This window comes from Devosia limi DSM 17137 (assembly GCF_900128975.1).
Taxonomy (GTDB): Bacteria; Pseudomonadota; Alphaproteobacteria; order Rhizobiales; family Devosiaceae; genus Devosia; species Devosia limi.
Genome location: NZ_FQVC01000022.1, coordinates 1 through 20,455, shown reverse-complemented (window position 1 = coordinate 20,455; position 20,455 = coordinate 1). Strand labels below are relative to the sequence as shown.

Here is a 20,455-nt window from a genome sequence, read left to right as displayed (position 1 = left end):
TTCAGTCGGTGAAATGGGTCCAGGCGGGCGAGAAGAAGCGCTGATAGAGCGGCAGATGCGCGGCGCCCATGGCAGCGGCGGCGGCACCGAGATGGCCGATGGCGATGGTCGGCTTGCCGACAGTCAGGGTGGGCAGGGCATCGAGGTGGACCTGGATGCGTTCGAGCAGGCGCTCGACGATGGGGCGCGGCATGACGCCATCGATAATGGTCTTGTCCAGCTCGATCATTGCCTGGGTGCTGACCACGGCGGCGGCAAGGGCCCGGCCGGCGGAGTCGAGCCAGTCGGTGACATGGGGTTCGAGCGCCGCCCAGTCCCAGGTCACCGGACTATCGGGGGGCACGACCAGACCGGCTTCGATCAACCGGCTTTCAAAAGCGGCAATGGACGCAACGAAATGCACAAAGGCCGGTTTGCCATCATCGCCGGGCACGACGATGGCCCCGAGATCGGCGGCATTGCCGGTGGGGCCCTCCCACAGGCCCTGGCCCGAGACAATGCCCGCGCCGATGAATGTGCTGACCTGGAAATAGGCAAAGCCGGCCGGCCGCGGTGCCGGATGAGCGACAATCTCGCCCCAGCAGGCAGCATTGCCATCATTGAACCAGACTGTGTTCATCCCGGTCGCCCGGGCCAGCGCCGCCCGGACATCGGTGCCCTTCCAGAGCTCACGCTGCTCGGCGGGGGCGCCAACGCGGTCCATGCCGCGATCAATGGCGGTGGGCGAAGCGACGCCGATGGCCACGAGGCGGCTGCGCTGCTGTGGCGTCATGGATGAAGTCAGGGTGGCAATGTCGGCGGCGATGTCGCCGAAAATGGTCTGGGCATCGGGATAGTCATAGGCGCGATGGATGCTGGCCAGCAGGCGGGCGGCAATATCGATCAGCACGACTTTGCAATGGCGCCAGCCGATCTCGACGCCGATGGCATAGGCGCCTTCCGGATCGATGAACAAGGGGGTGGCGGGCTGGCCGCGGCGGCCGCGCAGAACCTCGCCACGCTTGATCAGACCCCGCTCCTCCAGATCGGAGACGATGCGCGAAGTCGTTTGCGGACCAAGGCCGGAACGGCGCGCCAGATCGGCATTGGACAAGCCCGGCACCAGGGCAACCAAAGTCAGCACCGCGCGCTCATTGGCGATGCGGACGCCCGATTGGGCAACGCCACGCGCAATCGGGTCGAAATTGTTGGTAGCGCTCGAATCCTTGGCCATGCGCCGAATTAAGCCCCAGTGCGAGAGGTAGGCAAGAACAATCAGACTTGCAAAAAGCGATAGGCTGGAACGGTTTATTTACCCTGTTAGCGAACAATCGACCGCGGCATCGCCCTGTCCCGGAACGGCCACCCGGACGACAGGGCGCTGGCGAGCAGATTAATGACGGTGACGAGCAAGGACGGCCCATGGCAATGCATATTGCAAGCGAGAGCGACGCGAACGGCCGGCTGCTGTTGATCGACCGCGACGTGTCCTGCGCGCGCCTCGTGGCTGGAAGCCTGGCTGAATGCCTGGTCGCCGCGCCACGCATCGTTTCGGTCGGGGGCGGCAAATCCGCGGTCGAAGCCCTGCGCGAAGCCAGTTTCGACATCATCCTGGCCGACCTTTCCAGCCTCAGCGATCTCAGCGAGCGCAGCGACGATGCCGTGGCACGGCTGGTGCGGCTGGCCGAGGGCGCGCTGGTGATCGCGATTTCCGATGGCGCTTCGGTATCGGCCGCCGTGGCGGCCATGCGCGCCGGTGCGCATGACTATGTCGTCAAGCCAATCAATGGTCCGGCCATTGCGGCACGGATCGGCGAACTGGCGCAGCGGCATGGCAAGTTGCGCAGCCTTTCAATCGAGGCACGCCCCGGTGAAGGGGTAACCGGGTTTTCCGGCTTTATCGGCGCATCGAGCGCCATGCAATTTGTCTATGAGCAGATCGAGCGCATCGCGCCATCGGCAGCGCCGGTGTTCATCACCGGGGAAAGCGGCACCGGCAAGGATGTGTGCGCCGAAGCGCTGCATGCGCGTGGCCCCCGGGCCGGCAAGCGGCTGGTGGCGATCAATTGCGCGGCGATCCCGCGCGACCTGATGGAAAGCGAATTGTTCGGCGTGGCGCGTGGTGCCTTTACCGGGGCCCATGAAGACCGCAAGGGCGCGGCCGAACTGGCCGATGGCGGCACGCTGTTCCTCGACGAAATCGGCGAGATGGACCTGTCGCTGCAGTCCAAGCTGCTGCGGTTCCTGCAGACCGGGACGCTGAGCCGGGTGGGCGAAGCGGGTGTGCGGCGAGTGGATGTGCGGGTGATCTGCGCCACCAATCGCAATCCGATGGCGCTGATTTCAGAAAAGAAGTTCCGCGAGGACCTGTTCTATCGCCTGCATGTGCTGCCAATCCACCTGCCGCCGCTGCGCCAGCGCCCGACCGATATCATGGTGCTGGCCCGCAATTTCCTCGAGCGTTATGCCGGGGAAGAGCGCAAGCGGTTCAGCGGTTTTTCGGCCGAGACTGCCAACCTGCTGATCAGCCAGGAATGGCCGGGCAATGTGCGCCAGTTGCAGAACCTGGTGCGGCGGCTCGTGGTGATGTTCGATGGCGGGGAAATCACCGCCGCCATGGCTGGCGCTGCCGATATCGAGGGCAAGGCGCTGGTGGAAACCCGCGAAGCCGAGCCGCGCCGCGAGCGGCGGGCCATCCTGCCGATGTGGCAGCAGGAACAGCGTATCATCGAGGATGCAATTGCCAGCTTTGGTGGCAATGTCTCGCTGGCTGCGGCGGCGCTGGAAATCAGCCCGTCGACGATTTACCGCAAGCGTCAGGGCTGGGCGGAGATGGGCGTGGCCGGGGCGGCGTAGGGCGGCACCACGCGCGCGCTGACTGAGGCAAGAATGGATTCCCGCCTGCGCGGGAATGACGTTGTGGGTGGGGAGACATGCTTCGCGGGGATCCAACTGACGCCCGGGATGGCAAGGAGCGCAGCGCGGTGTGGCGCCCTGCCCTAAGGCGTATTGGCTTGGCGGGCCTTGGCGCGGTCGAGGCCGAGGCGGTGTTCGCGCAGGATGACGAAGATGCCGGAGCCGATGACGATGGCGGCGCCGATGATCATGGCGGGGGTGGGAACATCGCCGAAGGCGAAATAGCCGACGATCAAACCGAGCAGCAGGGATGTGTATTCGAACGGGGCGATCACCGACATGTCGGCGTGACGATAGCTGGCGGTGAGGAAAATCTGCGCGATGCCGCCAGCGAAACCGGCAAGCACCAGCAGCACTGTCTGCTCCGGCGTGGGCCAGACCCAGCCGAAAGGCAGGCTGAGCAGCGCCAGGACGCTGGCGCTGAGCGAGAAATAGAGCACGATGGTTTCGGTGCGCTCGGTCTGCACCAGCTTGCGCACCTGCAGCATGGCGAAGGCGGCGCAGCCGGCGGCGGCCAGTGCGGCGATGGCGCCTATGGCCTCGGCACTTTCCATGCCCGCGCCACCCGAGAACACCGTCAGGCGTGGCCAGAGCATGATGAGCACGCCGACAAGGCCGATAATGACGGCCGACCAGCGGTAGAGCTGCACGCGTTCCTTGAGCAGGATGGCGCTGAGCATGACCAGCAGCAGCGGCGTGGCGTAGCTGAGGGCGATGGATTCGGGCAAGGGCAGCTTGGTAAGGCCATAGAACCCCAGCCCCATGGAACTGACGCCAATCAGGCCGCGCAGGACATGGCCACCCGGATTGGCTGTCTTGAAGCCGACCACCAGCTGCCCTCTCCAGGCCAGATAGACGACGATAGGGAAAATGGCGAAGAAGGAGCGGTAGAATACCAACTGCCCCGCCGGGATGCCTTCGGCCGCTTTGAGCAGCGAGGACATCATCACGAAAATGCAGACCGAGGCCACCTTGAGCCCGATGCCGTGAAGGGCGCGCTGCTGCCTCCCGATTGCAGGAGAAGCGGGCTGGACGGCGGGAGCGGACAAGGTGATCTCGGAGTTAGACGTGGAGAGGGGCGCCCCGGCAGGCCGGGGCGATAGGTTCAGGTTGCGGCAGGATCAGCGCGCCTTGGCCTCGGCCTTGATAAGCTTGTCCTTGAACTGGCGGGCGGTGGCGAAGGCCTTGTGTTCGGGCCCCATGGCGCTGCCGGATTTCACGATGCCCCCCTGGGCATCGACGATTTCCCACTGCCAGTTCGAGTTCGGGCCGCTGCCGCCCTTGAGGCGAAGACGGATTTCAAGATTTGCGGTTTTTTCGGTCATGGGTCTCTTATGCCTCAGCCACAGCGCCGACGGAAGGGCTAAGCGCCTCAGACATCGGAACGCCGATACTCGATGCGATCCCCTGCAAAAACAAGATGATCCTCGATGGCTGCGACCAAAGGACAAGGGTCGGGATAGTACCAGGCGACATCATCGCCGGTCGCAGTCAGGGTCTTGACCGTGTAGTAGTGCGCCTCGCCCTTGTAGGGGCAGGGCTTGCGGGTCTCGGAGGCTTCCAGAATATCGGGGCGCACATCTTTGCGCGGCAGGAAGATGCGCAGCGGCTCGCCAGGCTCATCGAGTTCAAGCGCATTGAGCGAACTGCCGATCTCGGCATCGTCGAACAGCACGTGCACGCGGCCGCTAACCCTGGTGATGGTAATATTTTTGTCGAGACATTGGCGTGTCATCTGGTCCTGCCATGCTGGTGAAAACGGGGGCGCAGGCACAACGCGCCACAGCCCCGCAGGGTTCACCGATCTTGACTCCGCAAGGCCCTCCTCCTACATACCGGGCACCCTGTTAGCACTCTCGCTTTATGAGTGCTAATGGGTCCGAAATTGCATTTCAAATGATGCCATAGGAGCAAAAATGAGCTTCCGTCCTCTGCACGACCGCGTGGTCGTCCGTCGTCTCGACAGCGAAGAAAAGACCAAAGGCGGGATCATCATCCCGGACACCGCCAAGGAAAAGCCCTCCGAGGGCGTCGTCGTGGCCGTGGGCCCCGGCGCACGTGACGAAGATGGCGAGCGCATTGCACTCGACGTCAAGGCCGGCGACCGCATCCTGTTCGGCAAGTGGAGCGGCACCGAGGTCAAGGTCGACGGCGAAGACCTGCTGATCATGAAAGAATCCGACATCATGGGCATCATCGAAGCCTAAGAGCTTCTGCTCATTGGACTTTCGATCTGTTCCCTTTCAAGCTTAAGGAGCGCCTCACATGGCTGCTAAAGAAGTAAAGTTTTCCACTGAAGCCCGCGACAAGATGCTGCGCGGCGTCAACATCCTGGCCAATGCCGTCAAGGTGACCCTCGGCCCCAAGGGTCGTAACGTCGTTATCGAAAAGTCGTTCGGCGCACCGCGCATCACCAAGGACGGCGTTACCGTCGCCAAGGAAATCGAACTCGAAGACAAGTTCGAAAACATGGGCGCCCAGATGCTGCGCGCCGTTGCGTCCAAGACCAACGACATTGCCGGTGACGGCACCACCACCGCAACCGTTCTGGCTCAGGCAATCGTCAACGAAGGCGTCAAGGCCGTCGCTGCCGGCATGAACCCGATGGACCTCAAGCGCGGTATCGACCTGGCCGTTCTCGAAGTTGTCGAGAACCTCAAGTCGCGCGCGACCAAGATCACCTCGTCGTCCGAAGTTGCCCAGGTCGGCACCATTTCGGCCAATGGTGAAGCCTCGATCGGCGACATGATCGCTGAAGCCATGCAGAAGGTCGGCAACGAGGGTGTCATCACCGTCGAAGAAGCCAAGACCGCCGAGACCGAACTCGAAGTCGTCGAAGGCATGCAGTTCGACCGCGGCTATCTCAGCCCCTACTTCGTGACCAATGCCGAGAAGATGACTGCCGTTCTGGAAGATCCCGTGATCCTCCTGCACGAAAAGAAGCTCAGCAACCTGCAGGCTATCCTGCCGATCCTCGAGTCGGTTGTGCAGTCGCAGCGCCCGCTGCTGATCATTGCCGAAGACATTGAAGGTGAGGCTCTCGCGACCCTCGTCGTCAACCGTCTGCGTGGCGGCCTCAAGGTTGCTGCCGTCAAGGCGCCTGGCTTCGGCGATCGCCGCAAGGCAATGCTCGAAGACATCGCCATCCTGACCGGTGGCCAGGTGATCTCGGAAGACCTCGGCATCAAGCTCGAGAACGTGACCATCGACATGCTCGGCACTGCCAAGCGCGTTGAAATCACCAAGGAAAACACGACCATCGTCGACGGTGCCGGCACCAAGGACGACATTGCTGGCCGTGTCAGCCAGATCAAGGCGCAGATCGAAGAGACCACTTCGGACTACGACAAGGAAAAGCTGCAGGAACGTCTTGCCAAGCTCGCCGGTGGCGTTGCTGTGATCAAGGTCGGCGGCTCGACCGAAGTTGAAGTCAAGGAGCGCAAGGACCGCGTCGACGACGCGCTGAACGCAACCCGCGCTGCCGTTGAAGAAGGCATCGTCCCCGGCGGCGGCACTGCTCTCCTCCGCGCTTCGTCGAACCTGCAGGCCAAGGGTGCAAACTCCGACCAGCAGGCCGGCATCAACATCGTTCGCCGTGCTCTGCAGGAGCCAGTGCGCCAGATCTCCAACAATGCGGGCGACGAAGGCTCCGTGGTTGTCGGCAAGATCCTGGAAAACGCTTCGCTCACGTTCGGCTACAACGCCGCAACCAGCGAATATGGCGACATGATCCAGATGGGCATTGTCGACCCGGTCAAGGTTGTCCGTACGGCTCTGCAGGACGCGGCTTCGGTTGCATCGCTGCTGATCACCACGGAAGCCATGATTGCCGAACTCCCCAAGGAAGCAGCACCGGCAATGCCGGGCGGCGGCGGCATGGGCGGCATGGGCGGCATGGATTTCTAATCCAGCTCCCCTCTGAAAGGCTTCGAAGTCTCGTCACTTCCCAGTCACGGACTTTGAAGAAGGCGCGGTGGAAACACCGCGCCTTTTTTGTTTGTCGGCCGCGCCGGATGGTGGCAGAAGCGCAAAACGGACGAAGCGAGGACGACTGGCATGAAGACCCCGACGAGACGCCCCACCAGTGCGCTGGACCGGGCCGAGGCTGCGTTCAAATCGGCAACCAGCAAGCCGGCCGAGGCGGCGCCGCCCAAACCCGTTGCCCCGCCCGCTGGCAAGGAACTGGTTTCACTGCGGCTGGATCGTGCCGTGCTGGAGCATTTCCAGGATGACGGCCCGGGCTGGCAGGACCGGATCAATGACGCGCTGCGCAAGGCGGCCGGGCTGGACTAAATCGACGCCGCCCGGTGACGGCAGCCATGCCCGAACCCGACAGGGCTTGATCTATCCACGCCCTGCCCCGGGGCCTATGTCCAGAACAACAGCCGCAAGGCGAGAGCGATGGAAACGAGCACGACCAGCGGCCGGATGATCCGGGCACCGAAGCGGATGCCGGTACGGGCACCGACATAGCCGCCAATCAACTGCCCCGCAGCCATGGCCAGACCGGCGGGCCAGACGACGTCGCCAGCCGGAATGAAGATGGTCAATGCGGCGAGGTTGGACACAAGATTGAGAATCTTGGTGTTGCCGGAGGCTCGGGTCATCCCCAGGCCGAACAGCATGACGAAGCCGATGGTGAAGAACGAGCCGGTGCCTGGCCCGAAAATGCCGTCATAAAAACCGATCGTGAAGCCCAGCAGCGGCACCCAGCGCGGGAATGACAGGCGCGCCAGCTTATCGGCATCGGACAGATTGGGCGCGAACAGGAAATAGAGCGCGATACCGATCAACGCGACCGGCACTGCAATATCAAGCAGAGAGGTGTCGATCTGCTTGACTGCCAGGGCGCCAAGCAGGCTCCCCGCATAGGTCAGCGCCATGGCCGGCAGCAATGCCTTGATCGACACAAACCCACCGCGCCAATAGGTGTAGGCCGCCATGCCGGTGCCGAACATCGACTGCAGCTTGTTGGTGGCCAGGGCCGCGACCGGGGGCAGACCTGCCGAGAGCAGCGCCGGCAGCGCAATCATGCCGCCGCCACCGGCGATGGCGTCGACGAACCCGGCCAGCAGGCCGACGCCCGCGAGGGCCAGGAGGATCATGGGATCAAGCATTGCGCGGCACTTACTATTCTAGAACCCTTACCGGGTTACCGTCGCCGCGAAATTGGGAGGAATCGGCGGGATGTCGACCAGGCTGTATCGAGGCAATTGTGTAGCGGTGATCTTGCCGTGCTTCAACGAGGTTCTGGTGGTTGCCAGCGTGATCGAGGCCTTCCGAGCCGCTTTGCCCGAAGCAGACATCTATGTGTTCGACAATGCCTCGACCGACGGCACCGCCGAAGCAGCGGTTGCGGCGGGGGCGACAGTGCGCCGGGTGACGCAGCGCGGCAAGGGCAATGTGGTGCGGCGCATGTTTGCCGATGTGGAAGCCGATATCTATGTGATGGCCGATGGCGATGGCACCTATGATGCCGGACAATCGGGGGCGCTGGTCAACAAGCTGATCGCGGAAGGGCTCGACATGGTGGTGGGCACCCGCAAGCCGGTGGGGGACGGCGCCGAATACCGGCTGGGCCATGCCTGGGGCAATCGGCTGCTGACCGGGATGGCGAGCCGGGTGTTCGGCGGCGGCTTCACCGATATGCTCTCGGGCTACAGGGTGCTGTCGCGGCGCTTCGTCAAATCCTTCCCGGCTTTGTCCAAGGGCTTCGAGATCGAGACGGAGCTGACCATCCATGCGCTGGAACTGCGGGCGCCTTATGGAGAGCTGCAGACGGCCTATAGTTCACGCATCGATGGATCGGTGAGCAAGCTGGGCACCATCCGCGACGGCCTGGCCATTCTCAAATCGCTGGTGCGGCTCTATGTGCGCGAGCGGCCGCGCCAACTCTATTCGTTCATCGCGGCCGGTGGCGTGATCTGTTCGCTGCTGCTCGCGCTACCGGTGGTCTACGAATTCTTTGAAACCGGGCTGGTGACCCGCCTGCCGACTGCCGTGCTGGCCGGGCTGATCATGATCGCTGCGGTGATTACCGGCGCGACAGCGGTGATCATGGACAGTGTAGTAACAGGGCGCGCCGAGGCCAAGCGCCTGCGTTATCTCGACATTCCCGCAGTTGGCGAGCGTTCTTGCCGGACGACGCCGTGAAGCGCACCCTGCCCTTCGCCATCGCCGGTGTGGCGGGCTACCTAGTCGATGCGGGGGTTTTGTCGCTGGTCTTCGGGCTGCTTGGGCCGGTCTGGGGGCGAGTGCTGTCCTGGAGTTGCGCTGTGACCGCAACCTGGCTGATCAACCGCAATTTTGCATTCTCGGATCGGGCGGCGCGCCAGGGCAAGCGACGCGAACTGGGGCGATATGGGCTCGCGATGATCCCTGGCGCGATGGTCAACTGGCTGGCCTATGGCGGGGCAATGGCGGTATTGCCAGCGCTGGATTGGCGTCCGGCACTGGCCGTGGCCGCCGGAAGCCTGGCTGGACTGGGCGTGAACCTCGTGGCAGCGCATAAACTGGTGTTTCGCGGGGATCGCTAGGCTCGCTCACCGGCGCATGCGCGCGCTGGTGGGGGCCTCCCTGGTTGAGACCAGAGAGAGAGAAGGAGACTGCCCCCGGCGCGGGAATGAACTGGTGGTGGAGCGTGGTGGCTCCGGTTAGAGGCTGACTTCCGCGCCAAGCCGGGACAGCACGCTATCGAGTTGAGCGCGGCGCCTGGCACTGAATTTGGCGGTGCGCGAGACGATCAGGCAGGCTTCGCTCTGCAGCAGCACGCCGTCTTCGAGGACGCGCAGGGCGTTGGCGGTCAGGGTCGAGCCGGTGGTGGTGATATCGACGATGATATCGGCCACGCCCGAGGCCGGAGCCGCTTCGGTGGCGCCGAGGCTTTCCACGATCCGGTATTCGGCAATGCCGAAGCGGGCGAAATGCTGGCGGGTGATGGTGATGTATTTGGTGGCAATGCGCAACCAGCGGCCGTGACGCGAGCGGAAGTCGGAGGCGACATCGGCCAGGTCATGCATACGGGTGACGTCGATCCAGGCATCGGGAACCGCGACGACGACATCGGCATTGCCGAAGCCGAGCGGGCGGGCAATGGCAACGGACTGGGGACCGGTCTCGCTGGTCTCGTGGATGAGGTCGCGGCCGGTGACGCCGAAATCGACATTGCCCCGGATCAGTTCGCGGGCAATTTCGGAGGCCGGAAAGAAGCGCACCGTGACCTCGGGCAGGCCTTCAATGGCGCCGAGATAAGAGCGGGCGCCGCCTGGGCGGGTGATGACCAGGCCATTGGCGGCGAACCATTCGCGGGTCAGTTCTTCGAGGCGCCCCTTGGAAGGGACGGCGAGGGTAATGCCGGTCATTGACGGAACTCCGCTTCGAGCCGGTCGATCCAGACCGAGCAGCCGGACGCAGCGATGGGGGCCTGCGCCCCCAACCGTTCCAGCAGGCGATCATACTGGCCGCCCGAGGCCAGCACATCGCCGGTCCGGCCGGTCATTTCAAAGACGATACCGGTGTAATAATCGAGGCGCGGCGAGAAACTGGCGTCGAAAGTGACCCTGGCTTCGCCCAGCCCGTTGAGATGACGGCGGATGGCGCGGATGGGCGCGCCCAGCATCAGCCGGCGGCTGGCGGCCAAAGCCTCGATGCGGGTCAGCGATTGCAGCACCGGCCCGGAAATGGCGAGATATTCATGCAGCAGCGCCAGTGTTTCGGCCGGGACATGGGCGTCGTTCAGTGCCTGCTTTTCGAGATAGCGATCGGCGATCTCCTCCGGCGTGCGGCCCTCGGCGAGGCTGAGGCCGGCGGCGACCATCTGCTCGGTAATGTCGGTGACGAGATCGGCGCGCGAGGGCTGCTTCTGCGGCTTGGTATCGTGCGAGACGGCGAGGCGCTTGAGCAGCCGTTCCAGCGCTTCGGGGTGGCCGAAGCGGTGACGGATGCGGCTGCGCCAGGGAGCGGGCATATCGGCCTGGGCCAGGAGTGCCTCAAACAGGCCGACGCCGCCGAGGCGGATGTTGGGGCTGACGCCGAACATGTCGAGCGCCGCGCGCGCGAAGGTGAACACCTGATCGAGCGCCACATCGCCATCGGGCTGGGCCAGCAATTCGATGCCGGCCTGGTCGAACTCGGCGGGGCCATCCTCGCGCTGGCGGAAGATGGGGCCGAGATAGGAGAAGGCGGCCGGCTGGCCGACACCATTGGCGATGTAATCGGTGACGATGGGCAGGGTGAAGTCGGGCCGCAGGCAGTATTCGGCCCCGGTCGTGGCCGTGGTCAGCAACAGGCGGCGACCGAACTCTTCGCCGGCCAGATCGAAATAAGGATCGGCGGGCAGCAGCAATGGCGGGGTGGCGCGGGTGGCACCCTGGGCTTCGACCAGCGCTTCCAGATTGGTGCGGCGGAAGGCGGCGTTGGTCATGCGGATGCTCCCCAGTTTTCTCCACCCATGGCGTCATTCCAGTGCGGACCGGAATTCACGCTGTGGAGCGCCCAAAGACATGGTGCCGAAAAGGGACGTTCAGCATGGATCCCGGCCTGCGCCGGGATGACATTGTGGGTGGGCCGGGCGCCGAGCGTCATTGCTGATCTGCCAGCAGCTTCTTGATGGCTTCGACCAGATCGGCGCGGGGGGCTTCAAACTGGCCGGGGCGGGCGGCTTTCCATTCGGCATTGTCGGTGATGGCGGCGGCGGCCTGTTTGCCGGCGATCAGGTCCTTGATCTGGATGATGCCCTGCTCGCGCTCCTGGCTGCCCTCGATGATGACGGCGGGCGCATTGCGCTTGTCGGCATAGGCGACCTGCTTGCCGAAGTTCTTGGTATTGCCCAGGAACATTTCGGCGCGGATGCCGGCATTGCGCAGCTCGGCGACCATGGCCTGATAGGAGGCCGTCTGGTCCTTGTCCATGACGAGGACGACGACAGGACCGACCGGCTCGGTGGCGCCGAGATTGCCGGTGAGCTTGAGCGCATGGGCCAGGCGCGAGACGCCAACGGAGAAGCCGGTGGCAGGCACGGGCTCGCGGCGGAAGCGAGAGACGAGGCCATCGTAACGGCCACCACCACCGACCGAGCCGAAGACCACGTCCTGGCCCTTTTCGTTCTGCACCTTGAAGGTCAGTTCGATCTCGAAGACCGGGCCGGTATAATATTCGAGGCCGCGGACAACCGAGGGGTCGAGGTGGACGCGGCCGCCAAAGCCGGCGGCGCTGACCAGACCAAAGATCGATGCCAGTTCCTGCACGCCGGCAAGGCCGGTTTCGGAGCCGCCGATGAGGCCAGCCAAGGCATTGATGGTGGCGACGACATGGGCATTGCTGCCCTTTTCGACGCCAGCAGCCGGGACGCCGCTTTCGAGATAGGCGACGAGGGTATCGATCTGCTCGGCGGAGAGGCCGGCGCCCTTGGTGAAGTCGCCGCTTTCATCCTTGCGGCCGGCGCCCAGCAGCAGCTTGACGCCGGTGGTGCCGAACTTGTCGAGCTTGTCGATGGCGCGCAGCACGGTGAGTTTCTGCGCGTCGGTGGCGACACCGGCGGCGTCAAGCACGCCATCGAGCACCTTGCGATTATTGACGCGGACGACGTATTGGCCGGCAAGGCCAAGCGCATCCATGACGTCGGCCATCATCATGCACATTTCGGCATCGGCTTCGGGGCCAGCAGCGCCGACGGTATCGGCATCGAACTGCATGAACTGACGGAAGCGGCCGGGGCCGGGCTTCTCGTTACGGAACACATAGCCCTGGCGATAGGAGCGATAGGGCTTGGGCAAGGTCTCGAAATTTTCAGCGAAATAGCGGGCGAGCGGCGCGGTCAGATCATAGCGCAGGCTCATCCACTGCTCGTCATCGTCCTGCAGCGAGAACACGCCGGCATTGGGCCGATCGGTATCGGGCAGGAACTTGCCCAGGGTCTCGGTATATTCAAACAGCGGGGTTTCCACCGGATCGAACCCATAGCGCTCGTAGACGCTCTTGATCGTGTCGATCATGGCACCGACCGCGGCGATCTCGCCGGGGGAACGATCTTCGAACCCGCGTGGCAGGCGCGCGGCGATGAGCTTGGCTTTTTCGGTCATATTGGGCAGTCCTTGGGGAACGGGCCGTTGTTAGCGGATCGAGGGGGTTGAGACAACTGGGGAAGCCGGGCGAACCCAGCTTCCCCATGCACTTACATGCCGGGCCTCCACAGGGGCGGGGGCACCTGTGGATTGGCTGATGGCTCCGGACAGAATACCGGCCGGGTATCGGGCGGCAGGCCCATATCCTCGCGCAAGCGGGCGGGAAGATCGGGCGGCAGCCGTGGCAGGTTCCACCAGGCAATGACGGCGGCGCGCAACACGGCGGTCAGGCCGCGCTGCTGGACCGCGTCGGCAATGGAGAATTCCAGGCGCAGCACGAGGCTGGGCCCATTGAGGTGATCATTGGACATAAGGGATTTCCGGCCCCGCCTTACGCGAGCCGGCCTTCTGGTGTTGAGGGGAGATTCGGGGAGGACGGATGGCTCTGCCCTCCCCCGCTCATCACAGCCGCGGCCGTTGCAGTGGGTCCGGATCATTGGGATTGATCGGGTTCTGCAACCAATAGACAGGCTGATATTCCGGCGGCAGGCCGATGTCTTCGCGCAGGTAAGCCGGCAGGTCGGCCGGCCGCCGTGGGCGGGTCCACCAGGCAATGGCGGCGGCGATCAGACGCGACAGAATTTTGCGTCGGATGGGGTTTTCAGCGCGCAGCAAAACGCTGCGCTGGTCGAGCGCATTATGCGACATATCAATTTCCGGACGCGGGTGAGCGCGAGCCGGCCTCATTTGGATGGTGGAGTGGAGCTGGAATCAGGGACGCAAAGCGACCCGGTTTCAACTCAGCACTGGTTCAGGCGTTGGGGATGTCCGCGGCAACAGCTGCCGATGGTATCGAAGAGCCGAAATCTAGCTTCGGTGCGAACGCGATACGGAATGCCGAGTGCGGAGATCGAACGTGCAATTTTTCATGTTTGACTCCTTTCGGCTGGCGTTATTGGACGCTGGTTGTCTAGCTCACGGCTTTGTGAGCCGCAAGTGCAAGTGCGACAGCTTGCCGCGGAAAGCGTGCAGTGTTGCAAGCGCGCAACACCCTAGGTCGGGCGCACGAGATTGGCGCGTTCGGCCTCAACCTCGGCGCGGCAAAAGCACGCCTCGGTGTGATCATTGACCAGGCCCATGGCCTGCATGAAGGCATAGCAGGTGGTGGGGCCGACAAACTTGAAGCCGCGCTTGCGCAGATCCTTGGACAGGGCGCGGGACGCATCGGTCTGGGCGAGCAGGCGCAGAGCCTCCCAGGACAGATCATCGGGACGGTGTTCGTCAGGGGTCTCAAAGCGCCAGAAATAGGCGGCAAGCGAGCCGAACTCGGCCTGCAGCGCCAAGGCGCAATTGGCATTGTTGATGGTGGCGACGATCTTGCCGCGATGGCGGATGATGCCGGTGTCCTGCAACAGGCGCTCGATATCGGCCTCGCCCATGGCGGCGACCTTGGGAATATCGAAGCCATGAAAGACTTCGCGGAAGCGTTCGCGCTTGCGCAGAATGGTGATCCAGGAGAGGCCGGACTGAAATCCCTCGAGGCAGATTTTTTCGAACAGGCGGGTATCGGAGGTGACCGGCCGGCCCCATTCGCGGTCATGATAATGGCGGTAGAGCGCATCGTCGCCAGCCCAGGGGCAGCGGACCAGGGTGGGATCAGGATTGACCGCAATTGACATGGATAGACTCGCCTCACTATTCCGTCATGCCTGCTTAAACTGCTGCTGCGATTTTGGGAATTGTCGCCGCACTGCGTGGTTTACTGCTAGGCTGAGGGACCCCATGGCAGTGGCCGCGGGGTGAGTGACCGGGGGGACGCGGTTTGATCATAGCTGGGCGGCTGCGCGCGCTGGTGGTTGACGACAATATCTATGCGCGGGCGATATCGAGCGCCAGCCTGAAGAAGCTCGGCGTCGGCCAGATCGAGGAGGCCGATGGCGGTGCCCAGGCGATCCTGATGCTGATGGGCGCACCCTATGACCTGGTGCTGATGGACTGGTACATGCCCGATATCAGTGGCGCGGGCGTGCTGACCGTGATGCGCGATGCGCGGTTCGGCGCGGCGAGCAAGACACCGGTGATCCTGATGACGGCCTATCCCAGCCGCGAGAACCTGCAAAGGGCCCGCGAAACCGGCATCAATGAAGTCCTGGTGAAGCCGTTTACCACCGAACAGCTGGGCGTGGCTTTGGGGCGGGTGCTGACCCCGGATGTGCCGACAGCGGGGGACGCCGACAAGTTGTTTCTGTAGGGCGCGGGCGCCCGGCCACCGGGAGTTATGAAGCGTACGAACAGGCCGACAGAGCGGCATCGACCAGCGCAAATTTATCAACAGATGGTGGTCCTTTGATAAGGATTTTCCCGCAGACTGCAGCGGCTCCGGCTGGGGGCGGCAAAGCCTATGGGGGCCTGGGATGCGCGGTTTTGTGCGGCTGCTGGAGCAGTTCCGATCCGATGAGCGCGGCGTGTTCGCCATCATGTTCGGGCTAATCGCCGTTGTGCTGATCGCCGTGGGTGGCGCAACCGTCGACTTTGTATCGCTGGAGCAGACGCGCAACCGTGCCCAGGCCGCACTCGACGCCGCAGCGCTGGCACTGCAGCCGGAGATCTTCAACACCAAGACCACCACCGATGCCATCAGGACCAAGGCCGAAGCGCTGCTGCTCGATCGCATTGGCGGTGGCGATGTCATCGCCAGCATTTCGGACATCCGCGTCGATACCGAGACCGGCTCGCTGTTCCTGCAGGCGCAGATGACGATGCCGACGCTGTTCGTGCGCCTGGTTGGCGTCGAGCAGATGAATGCAGTGATCTCGACCCAAGCCACGCGGCGCAGGCTCAAGATGGAAATCGTCATGGCGCTCGATAATTCGGGCTCCATGCTGCAGGAAAGCCGCATGACCTACCTCAAGCAGGCGGCGGAATGCGCCACCTATATCCTGATGTATGACGAGGTGGTGCACGACACCAAGGACACCTGCAAGCCGGCGCCGGGCGCCGAGCTACTGGAGGACGTCAGGATCGGCATCGTGCCGTTCACCATGTATGTCAATGTCGGCAAGGGTAATGCGTCGCAGCCCTGGATCGACCAGCTCGGCATTTCGCCGACCGCCAATGACAATTTCGACGACGACGACAATGACGCGACGCCATTTACCGGGATGGTCGATCGGCTGGCGCTGTATGACGGCATCACGAACGATTCATGGCGCGGGTGCGTGGAAGCACGGCCGCATGTGCAGAGCGGCGGGCCAACAGAATTCTACGATACCGATGACTTCACACCGGTGCCACCGAACCTGCCCGATCGCGGCGTACCCGAATCGTTGTTCGTACCGCTATTCGCGCCCGATCTGTCGGAATCAACAGCATCGCTGAGCGGCAGCACCCTGCTCAACAACTACACCAATGACCACCCGCCAAGCTGCAATGTGACCGGCGAATGCACGTGGACGGAAACCAGGCGAACCTGTTCCAGCTATTCCAGCTGCTCAGGCAGCACCAGCAACAAATACTCTCTGGATGGCCCCCATAATGGCAATCTCAGCTGCACCTGCTCGAACACTGCTTCCACCTGGAAGACCGATGTCATCACCTCGACCGGCAGCGGCAGCAGAAAGACCTTCACCCGGGTCCGCACCTGCGACGTGAGCTATAAGGCACAGGGTCTGACGCCGCGCGAACTGCAGGAACGCCTGTGCAAGTACAATGGCGCGACGCTGAACTATACCAGTGGCCAAAAGGGCCCCAATGTCGACTGCCCGGCGCAGGCATTGCTGCCGCTCAACGACAATCCAACGACAGTGGTCAACACCATCAAGGCCATGGTGGCCGATGGCGGCACCAATATCCATGAGGGCACAGCCTGGGGCTATCGGGTGCTCTCGCCCACTTCGCCCTTCATCGAGGGCGGCCCTTATGACGAGGCGACCAACAAGGTGCTGATCGTCATGACCGATGGTGAGAACACCGCCTACCATCAGGCGGGCAACAAGGCCACCGAACTCAATGGATCGGAATATCACTCCGCCTATGCGTTTCCGTTCAACCAGCGCCTGGGCACGATGGGTTCGAACAAGGACGCGCTGGTGGCCGAAATGAACCAGCGCACGATCGACACCTGCGCCAATGCGAAGGCGCGCAAGGGCTCCAATCCAGGCCTTACGATCTACACGATCGGTCTGGCCACCGACAAGGTGAGCCAGAGCCCGGTGTCGGTGGTGAAAGCCATGCTGTCGTCATGCGCCAGCGACCCGAACAAGGCGCGCTTCCCGCCGGCGCCCAGCGATCTGAAAGCTGTGTTCCAGGGTATTGCCGACGAACTGGCGGCGCTGCGGCTGGACCAGTAGCCAAACGAGGCGCGCAGATTGCTGCGCGCCTATTCGTCCTCGTCTTCCTCGTCATCCTCGAAGCACTGCCAGAAGAAGGCGTTGAGCTTTTCGTCGGCCGCTTCCTGGCTGACCTTGCTGGCGATCAGGCTGGACTTGAGGCGGGCATAGACCTGCCGATTTGGTTCGGACAGGTGCCTGGCCGTGGTGTCATGGCGGCGAAAATTGATGGGCATGAAACGCTCCATGAGAACTGACGCCGGTGTCTAGCGGCGTTCGGATTGGCGGTAAATCTCTTCGATCCTGCGGCGCTAGGGGAATTCGGGCGGATCGCGCAGCGGCATGTCGTCCTGCAGCGGCACGGTCTGCCGCTCGATCATACGGTGCACCCGAGGCCGCTCGACGCCGCGATGCAGCAGCAGCAATTGTTCGGTATTTTCCGCGTCGGCCTTGGTGCGGCGCTGGTTGTGGCGGACATAGTCGATCCAGGTCGGCACGTGGTAGGACTCGACCCAGAGTTCGGGGTTTTCCAGATCGCGCAGCAAGCCCCATTGCCGGGCGCCATCGCGGATACGGATGCGGCGGCGCGCGGCCATCAACCTCAGGAAGGCGCCGATATCGGCCTGATCGATCTGGTAGTCGATCATCAGCATGATCGGCCCGCTGCGCGGGCGCAGATCGAGGCGCAACACCGGCTCGCTGAAGCTATTGACCGGATCGAGATCCCTGGAGCCGAACTGCGGCAGGGCGAAGCGCAGGCCAATGGCAGCGCAGCCGAGCAGCACGAAGCTGGCGACGATCAGCGCATGGCCCGGCCCCGACGCATCGGCGACCATGCCCCAGATCCAGCTGCCCAGCGCCATGCCGCCAAAGGTGGCGGTCTGATAGAGCGACAGTGCGCGCCCCACCACCCAGCGTGGGGTGGAGAGCTGGATGGTGACATTGAACAGCGACAGAGCGAGCACCCAGCTGGCGCCGGCCGGCAGCAGCACCAGGTGGCTGAGCCATACACTGCGGCTGAGACCAAGACCGGTGACGCTGAGGGCGAAGATGAGGCAGGCAAGGCGCACAATGACTTCGTTGCTGAGCCGTTCGCGAATGCGGGCATTGAGCAGAGCGCCGACAATGGCCCCCGCCCCAAAGCAGCCGAGGAGGCTGCCATAGGCCAGGGCCCCACCGCCGACATATTCGCGCGCCACCGAGGGCAGCAGCGCCAGCACGCAAATCGCCGCCATGCCGAAAATGAATCCGCGCGCCATCACCGTCATCAGATTGGGCGACATCGAGACGTAGCGGATGCCGGCCCACATGGCGCGGCCAAAGCTCTCGCGCGGCAGCCGCCGTTCGAGCTTGGCCGGTTTCCAGCGCATGAGCGCAGCAATCAGCGGAATATAGCTGAAGGCATTGACCGCAAAGGCAGCCGACGCGCCGGCAAAGGCGACGATGAGGCCGCCAACGGCCGGACCGACGCTGCGCATGAGGTTGAAGCCCATGCTGTTCAGGGTCACGGCGGAGGGCAGGTCTTCGCGCGGGACGATATCGCCCATCGAGGCCTGCCAGGACGGATTGTGCAGCGCGATGCCGCAGCCAATCAGAAAGGTGAAGGTGAGCAATAACCAGGGGCTGAGCAGGCCGAAATAGGTCATCAGCGCCAAGCCGATGGACACCACCATCATCAGCACCTGCGCCACCAGCATGACGCTGCGACGGTCGAAATTGTCGGCCAGCGCACCGGCGGCGATGGAGAACACCATGATGGGGAGCGTGGTAGCACTTTGCACCAGAGCCACCATGTTATGAGAATCGGAGATGGTGGTCATCATCCAGCCGGCACCGACGCCCTGAATCAGGCCGCCAAGGTTGGAGGCCAGGGTGGCGGTCCAGAGAATGCGGAAATTCTCATTCTGGAATGGCGCCAGCGTTGATCCCCGTTTCGGCACTTCTTCCCCCTCGCTGGCAGTGATGGCAATGGCCCCTGCGTTCTGCCACGCATTTGGCAATGGGGCCAGCTTCGCGATGATTCTGCGACGACCAAATGCCCCCTTGCAAACGCGGCGGCGCTGGCGGGATCAAGAGAACGCAAGCATGGAGCGGGCGACTCACTGTGCGGGAGCGAGCGAGACGAAAATCTGTTGTCAGGCTGGCGCCAAAACCCGGTTCCGCACGCGTCGCGGGCTCGGCACAGGACCGAAAACCCCAGCAATATCAAGGAAAAGGGTGGTACCACCTCTCGGGATCGAACCGAGGACCTCTAGATCCACAATCTAGCGCTCTAACCAACTGAGCTAAGGCGGCAAATGCTACTGCGGGGCGGCGTTGGCTGCGCCCTGAAAGCGGGCGGAACATAGGTCGAGTTCGCCGCAATGACAAGCACCGATTTTAGCGGTGCGACGATCATGCCGCAACTGGGGAAAAGCCAGACCGCTGCACCCGCATTATCACCTCGCCGTGACCATTCGTAAGGCTTTGCAACTTAACCATGCCAGCGATTGAGACGGTGCGAAACCGGCGCCTCTATGGACCGCCGGGAAGCCGCACTATATTGAGGAAGACTTAAAGTTCCGCACGCTGATTGTACCAAGTTGGTACAGGATGGGCGCCGGAGAGACCCGGAATATGGCCGTATATGACTGCTGACTGGACCACATCGCCAACCGGCAGCCGCGTGTTGCAGCATAATGCCGATCCGCGGCCGGCTTGGCTGTGGTCGCAGGATGGCAACCAGCTGTTGTGGCACAATGATGCCGCCGCGCTGTTTTTGGCCAAGCTGAAGAAGTCCGGCTTGAAGCTGGCGGCGCCAGCTGTGCCTATCAAGGGCCAGGTGGCGCGCAATATCCGGCTCGGCTCACCGGGGCGCACCAGCCTGGCGCGTATCCAGTTCCTCGCTGGTAGCAAGCCAACCTCCTTAACCTGCGCCACGACGCCGCTGCATTGGCGTGACGGGCAGATGGCGCTGCTGATCGTGGGCGTCGACCCGATCGACGCCGACATCCTGGCTGCCGCGATGCCGGCGCGCGACGCGGTTACCCCGGAAGCCCCCGAAGTGAGCGAGCCGATCGCCGTCGCGCCCGAGGAAGTGGCACCAGTAGCGACGGAAGAGCCGTCAGCGGAGCCGACGGAAGAACCGTCAGCGGAGCCGACGGAAGAACCGTCAGCGGAGCCGACGGAAGA

General features: G+C 63.4%; 22 protein-coding genes and 1 tRNA gene. 9 read left to right on the top strand and 14 right to left on the bottom strand.

Features of this window, described 5'->3' with window-relative positions:
* Position 1: 1 nt before the first annotated feature.
* On the bottom strand, positions 2 to 1,213 hold the full coding sequence (locus tag BUA69_RS20455) for an ROK family transcriptional regulator (protein WP_046134138.1): 1,212 nt from the start codon (positions 1,211 to 1,213) through the stop codon (positions 2 to 4).
* A 188-nt stretch (positions 1,214 to 1,401) separates the two neighbouring features.
* Between BUA69_RS20455 and BUA69_RS20450 the strand changes: the two genes are divergently transcribed.
* Entirely contained in the window at positions 1,402 to 2,835 is a 1,434-nt protein-coding gene (locus tag BUA69_RS20450; protein ID WP_244468703.1) for a sigma-54-dependent transcriptional regulator, read from the top strand.
* A gap of 143 nt (positions 2,836 to 2,978) precedes the next feature.
* Here BUA69_RS20450 and BUA69_RS20445 read toward each other — a convergent pair whose 3' ends face one another.
* The 3 genes from BUA69_RS20445 to BUA69_RS20435 form a co-directional block, all read right to left on the bottom strand.
* Positions 2,979 to 3,944: a DMT family transporter gene (locus BUA69_RS20445; protein ID WP_046134137.1), complete on the bottom strand. Its 966-nt coding sequence runs from the start codon at positions 3,942 to 3,944 to the stop codon at positions 2,979 to 2,981.
* A 72-nt stretch (positions 3,945 to 4,016) separates the two neighbouring features.
* Complete coding sequence (locus tag BUA69_RS20440) at positions 4,017 to 4,220, bottom strand: hypothetical protein (protein WP_046134136.1); 204 nt, start codon at positions 4,218 to 4,220, stop codon at positions 4,017 to 4,019.
* Positions 4,221 to 4,267: 47 nt separating this feature from the next.
* Positions 4,268 to 4,630: a DUF427 domain-containing protein gene (locus BUA69_RS20435; RefSeq protein WP_052950395.1), complete on the bottom strand. Its 363-nt coding sequence runs from the start codon at positions 4,628 to 4,630 to the stop codon at positions 4,268 to 4,270.
* 181 nt (positions 4,631 to 4,811) lie between these two features.
* Between BUA69_RS20435 and groES the strand changes: the two genes are divergently transcribed.
* The 3 genes from groES to BUA69_RS20420 all read left to right on the top strand — a co-directional run bounded on the left by groES (position 4,812) and on the right by BUA69_RS20420 (position 7,188).
* Positions 4,812 to 5,102, top strand: coding sequence for a co-chaperone GroES (gene groES / locus BUA69_RS20430; protein ID WP_046134135.1), 291 nt, complete (start codon positions 4,812 to 4,814; stop codon positions 5,100 to 5,102).
* A 58-nt stretch (positions 5,103 to 5,160) separates the two neighbouring features.
* Positions 5,161 to 6,801, top strand: a complete 1,641-nt coding sequence (gene groL / locus BUA69_RS20425) for a chaperonin GroEL (RefSeq protein ID WP_046134134.1) — start codon at positions 5,161 to 5,163, stop codon at positions 6,799 to 6,801.
* Positions 6,802 to 6,951: 150 nt separating this feature from the next.
* On the top strand, positions 6,952 to 7,188 hold the full coding sequence (locus BUA69_RS20420; protein ID WP_046134133.1) for a BrnA antitoxin family protein: 237 nt from the start codon (positions 6,952 to 6,954) through the stop codon (positions 7,186 to 7,188).
* A 74-nt stretch (positions 7,189 to 7,262) separates the two neighbouring features.
* Here the strand turns inward: BUA69_RS20420 and BUA69_RS20415 are convergent, their stop codons facing one another.
* Positions 7,263 to 8,012, bottom strand: a complete 750-nt coding sequence (locus BUA69_RS20415) for a TSUP family transporter (RefSeq protein WP_046134132.1) — start codon at positions 8,010 to 8,012, stop codon at positions 7,263 to 7,265.
* Between the two features lie 70 nt (positions 8,013 to 8,082).
* Here BUA69_RS20415 and BUA69_RS20410 point away from each other — a divergent pair, with 70 nt between their 5' ends.
* Both BUA69_RS20410 and BUA69_RS20405 read left to right on the top strand, forming a co-directional pair.
* A complete protein-coding gene (locus BUA69_RS20410; protein ID WP_046134131.1) occupies positions 8,083 to 9,048 on the top strand; it encodes a glycosyltransferase in 966 nt (321 codons plus the stop codon).
* Positions 9,045 to 9,431: a GtrA family protein gene (locus BUA69_RS20405; protein ID WP_046134154.1), complete on the top strand. Its 387-nt coding sequence runs from the start codon at positions 9,045 to 9,047 to the stop codon at positions 9,429 to 9,431. The genes BUA69_RS20410 and BUA69_RS20405 overlap by 4 nt, the downstream gene beginning before the upstream one ends.
* 117 nt (positions 9,432 to 9,548) lie before the next feature.
* On the opposite strand, the gene hisG is transcribed toward BUA69_RS20405, so the two are convergent.
* The 6 genes from hisG to BUA69_RS20375 form a co-directional block, all read right to left on the bottom strand.
* The gene (gene hisG / locus BUA69_RS20400; protein WP_046134130.1) at positions 9,549 to 10,256 is read right to left on the bottom strand and encodes an ATP phosphoribosyltransferase; all 708 of its coding nucleotides are present in this window, start codon (positions 10,254 to 10,256) and stop codon (positions 9,549 to 9,551) included.
* The gene (locus BUA69_RS20395) at positions 10,253 to 11,317 is read right to left on the bottom strand and encodes an ATP phosphoribosyltransferase regulatory subunit (protein ID WP_052950394.1); all 1,065 of its coding nucleotides are present in this window, start codon (positions 11,315 to 11,317) and stop codon (positions 10,253 to 10,255) included. The genes hisG and BUA69_RS20395 overlap by 4 nt, the downstream gene beginning before the upstream one ends.
* A gap of 157 nt (positions 11,318 to 11,474) precedes the next feature.
* The gene (hisS, locus tag BUA69_RS20390) at positions 11,475 to 12,983 is read right to left on the bottom strand and encodes a histidine--tRNA ligase (RefSeq protein WP_178371413.1); all 1,509 of its coding nucleotides are present in this window, start codon (positions 12,981 to 12,983) and stop codon (positions 11,475 to 11,477) included.
* Between the two features lie 83 nt (positions 12,984 to 13,066).
* A complete protein-coding gene (locus BUA69_RS20385; RefSeq protein ID WP_046134128.1) occupies positions 13,067 to 13,327 on the bottom strand; it encodes a hypothetical protein in 261 nt (86 codons plus the stop codon).
* 91 nt (positions 13,328 to 13,418) lie between these two features.
* The gene (locus tag BUA69_RS20380; protein WP_046134127.1) at positions 13,419 to 13,664 is read right to left on the bottom strand and encodes a hypothetical protein; all 246 of its coding nucleotides are present in this window, start codon (positions 13,662 to 13,664) and stop codon (positions 13,419 to 13,421) included.
* Positions 13,665 to 14,008: 344 nt separating this feature from the next.
* Positions 14,009 to 14,635 carry a DNA-3-methyladenine glycosylase I gene (locus BUA69_RS20375; RefSeq protein ID WP_046134126.1) on the bottom strand — a complete coding sequence of 209 codons (627 nt, stop codon included), beginning with the start codon at positions 14,633 to 14,635 and terminating at the stop codon, positions 14,009 to 14,011.
* A 143-nt stretch (positions 14,636 to 14,778) separates the two neighbouring features.
* Between BUA69_RS20375 and BUA69_RS20370 the strand changes: the two genes are divergently transcribed.
* Both BUA69_RS20370 and BUA69_RS20365 read left to right on the top strand, forming a co-directional pair.
* Positions 14,779 to 15,207 carry a response regulator gene (locus tag BUA69_RS20370; RefSeq protein WP_046134125.1) on the top strand — a complete coding sequence of 143 codons (429 nt, stop codon included), beginning with the start codon at positions 14,779 to 14,781 and terminating at the stop codon, positions 15,205 to 15,207.
* Positions 15,208 to 15,370: 163 nt separating this feature from the next.
* Positions 15,371 to 17,305 (top strand): TadE/TadG family type IV pilus assembly protein, encoded by a 1,935-nt coding sequence (locus BUA69_RS20365; RefSeq protein WP_046134124.1) that lies wholly within the window; start codon positions 15,371 to 15,373, stop codon positions 17,303 to 17,305.
* Between the two features lie 29 nt (positions 17,306 to 17,334).
* On the opposite strand, the gene BUA69_RS20360 is transcribed toward BUA69_RS20365, so the two are convergent.
* From BUA69_RS20360 to BUA69_RS20350, 3 genes are all read right to left on the bottom strand, one after another.
* Complete coding sequence (locus tag BUA69_RS20360) at positions 17,335 to 17,520, bottom strand: hypothetical protein (protein ID WP_143154608.1); 186 nt, start codon at positions 17,518 to 17,520, stop codon at positions 17,335 to 17,337.
* Between the two features lie 75 nt (positions 17,521 to 17,595).
* Complete coding sequence (locus tag BUA69_RS20355) at positions 17,596 to 19,224, bottom strand: MFS transporter (protein ID WP_046134152.1); 1,629 nt, start codon at positions 19,222 to 19,224, stop codon at positions 17,596 to 17,598.
* 278 nt (positions 19,225 to 19,502) lie between these two features.
* Positions 19,503 to 19,579, bottom strand: a tRNA-His gene (locus BUA69_RS20350).
* Between the two features lie 331 nt (positions 19,580 to 19,910).
* On the opposite strand from BUA69_RS20350, the gene BUA69_RS20345 reads away from it, so the two are divergent.
* Positions 19,911 to 20,455 (top strand): PT domain-containing protein (locus BUA69_RS20345; protein WP_143154607.1); only part of this gene is annotated, 545 nt, incomplete at its 3' end.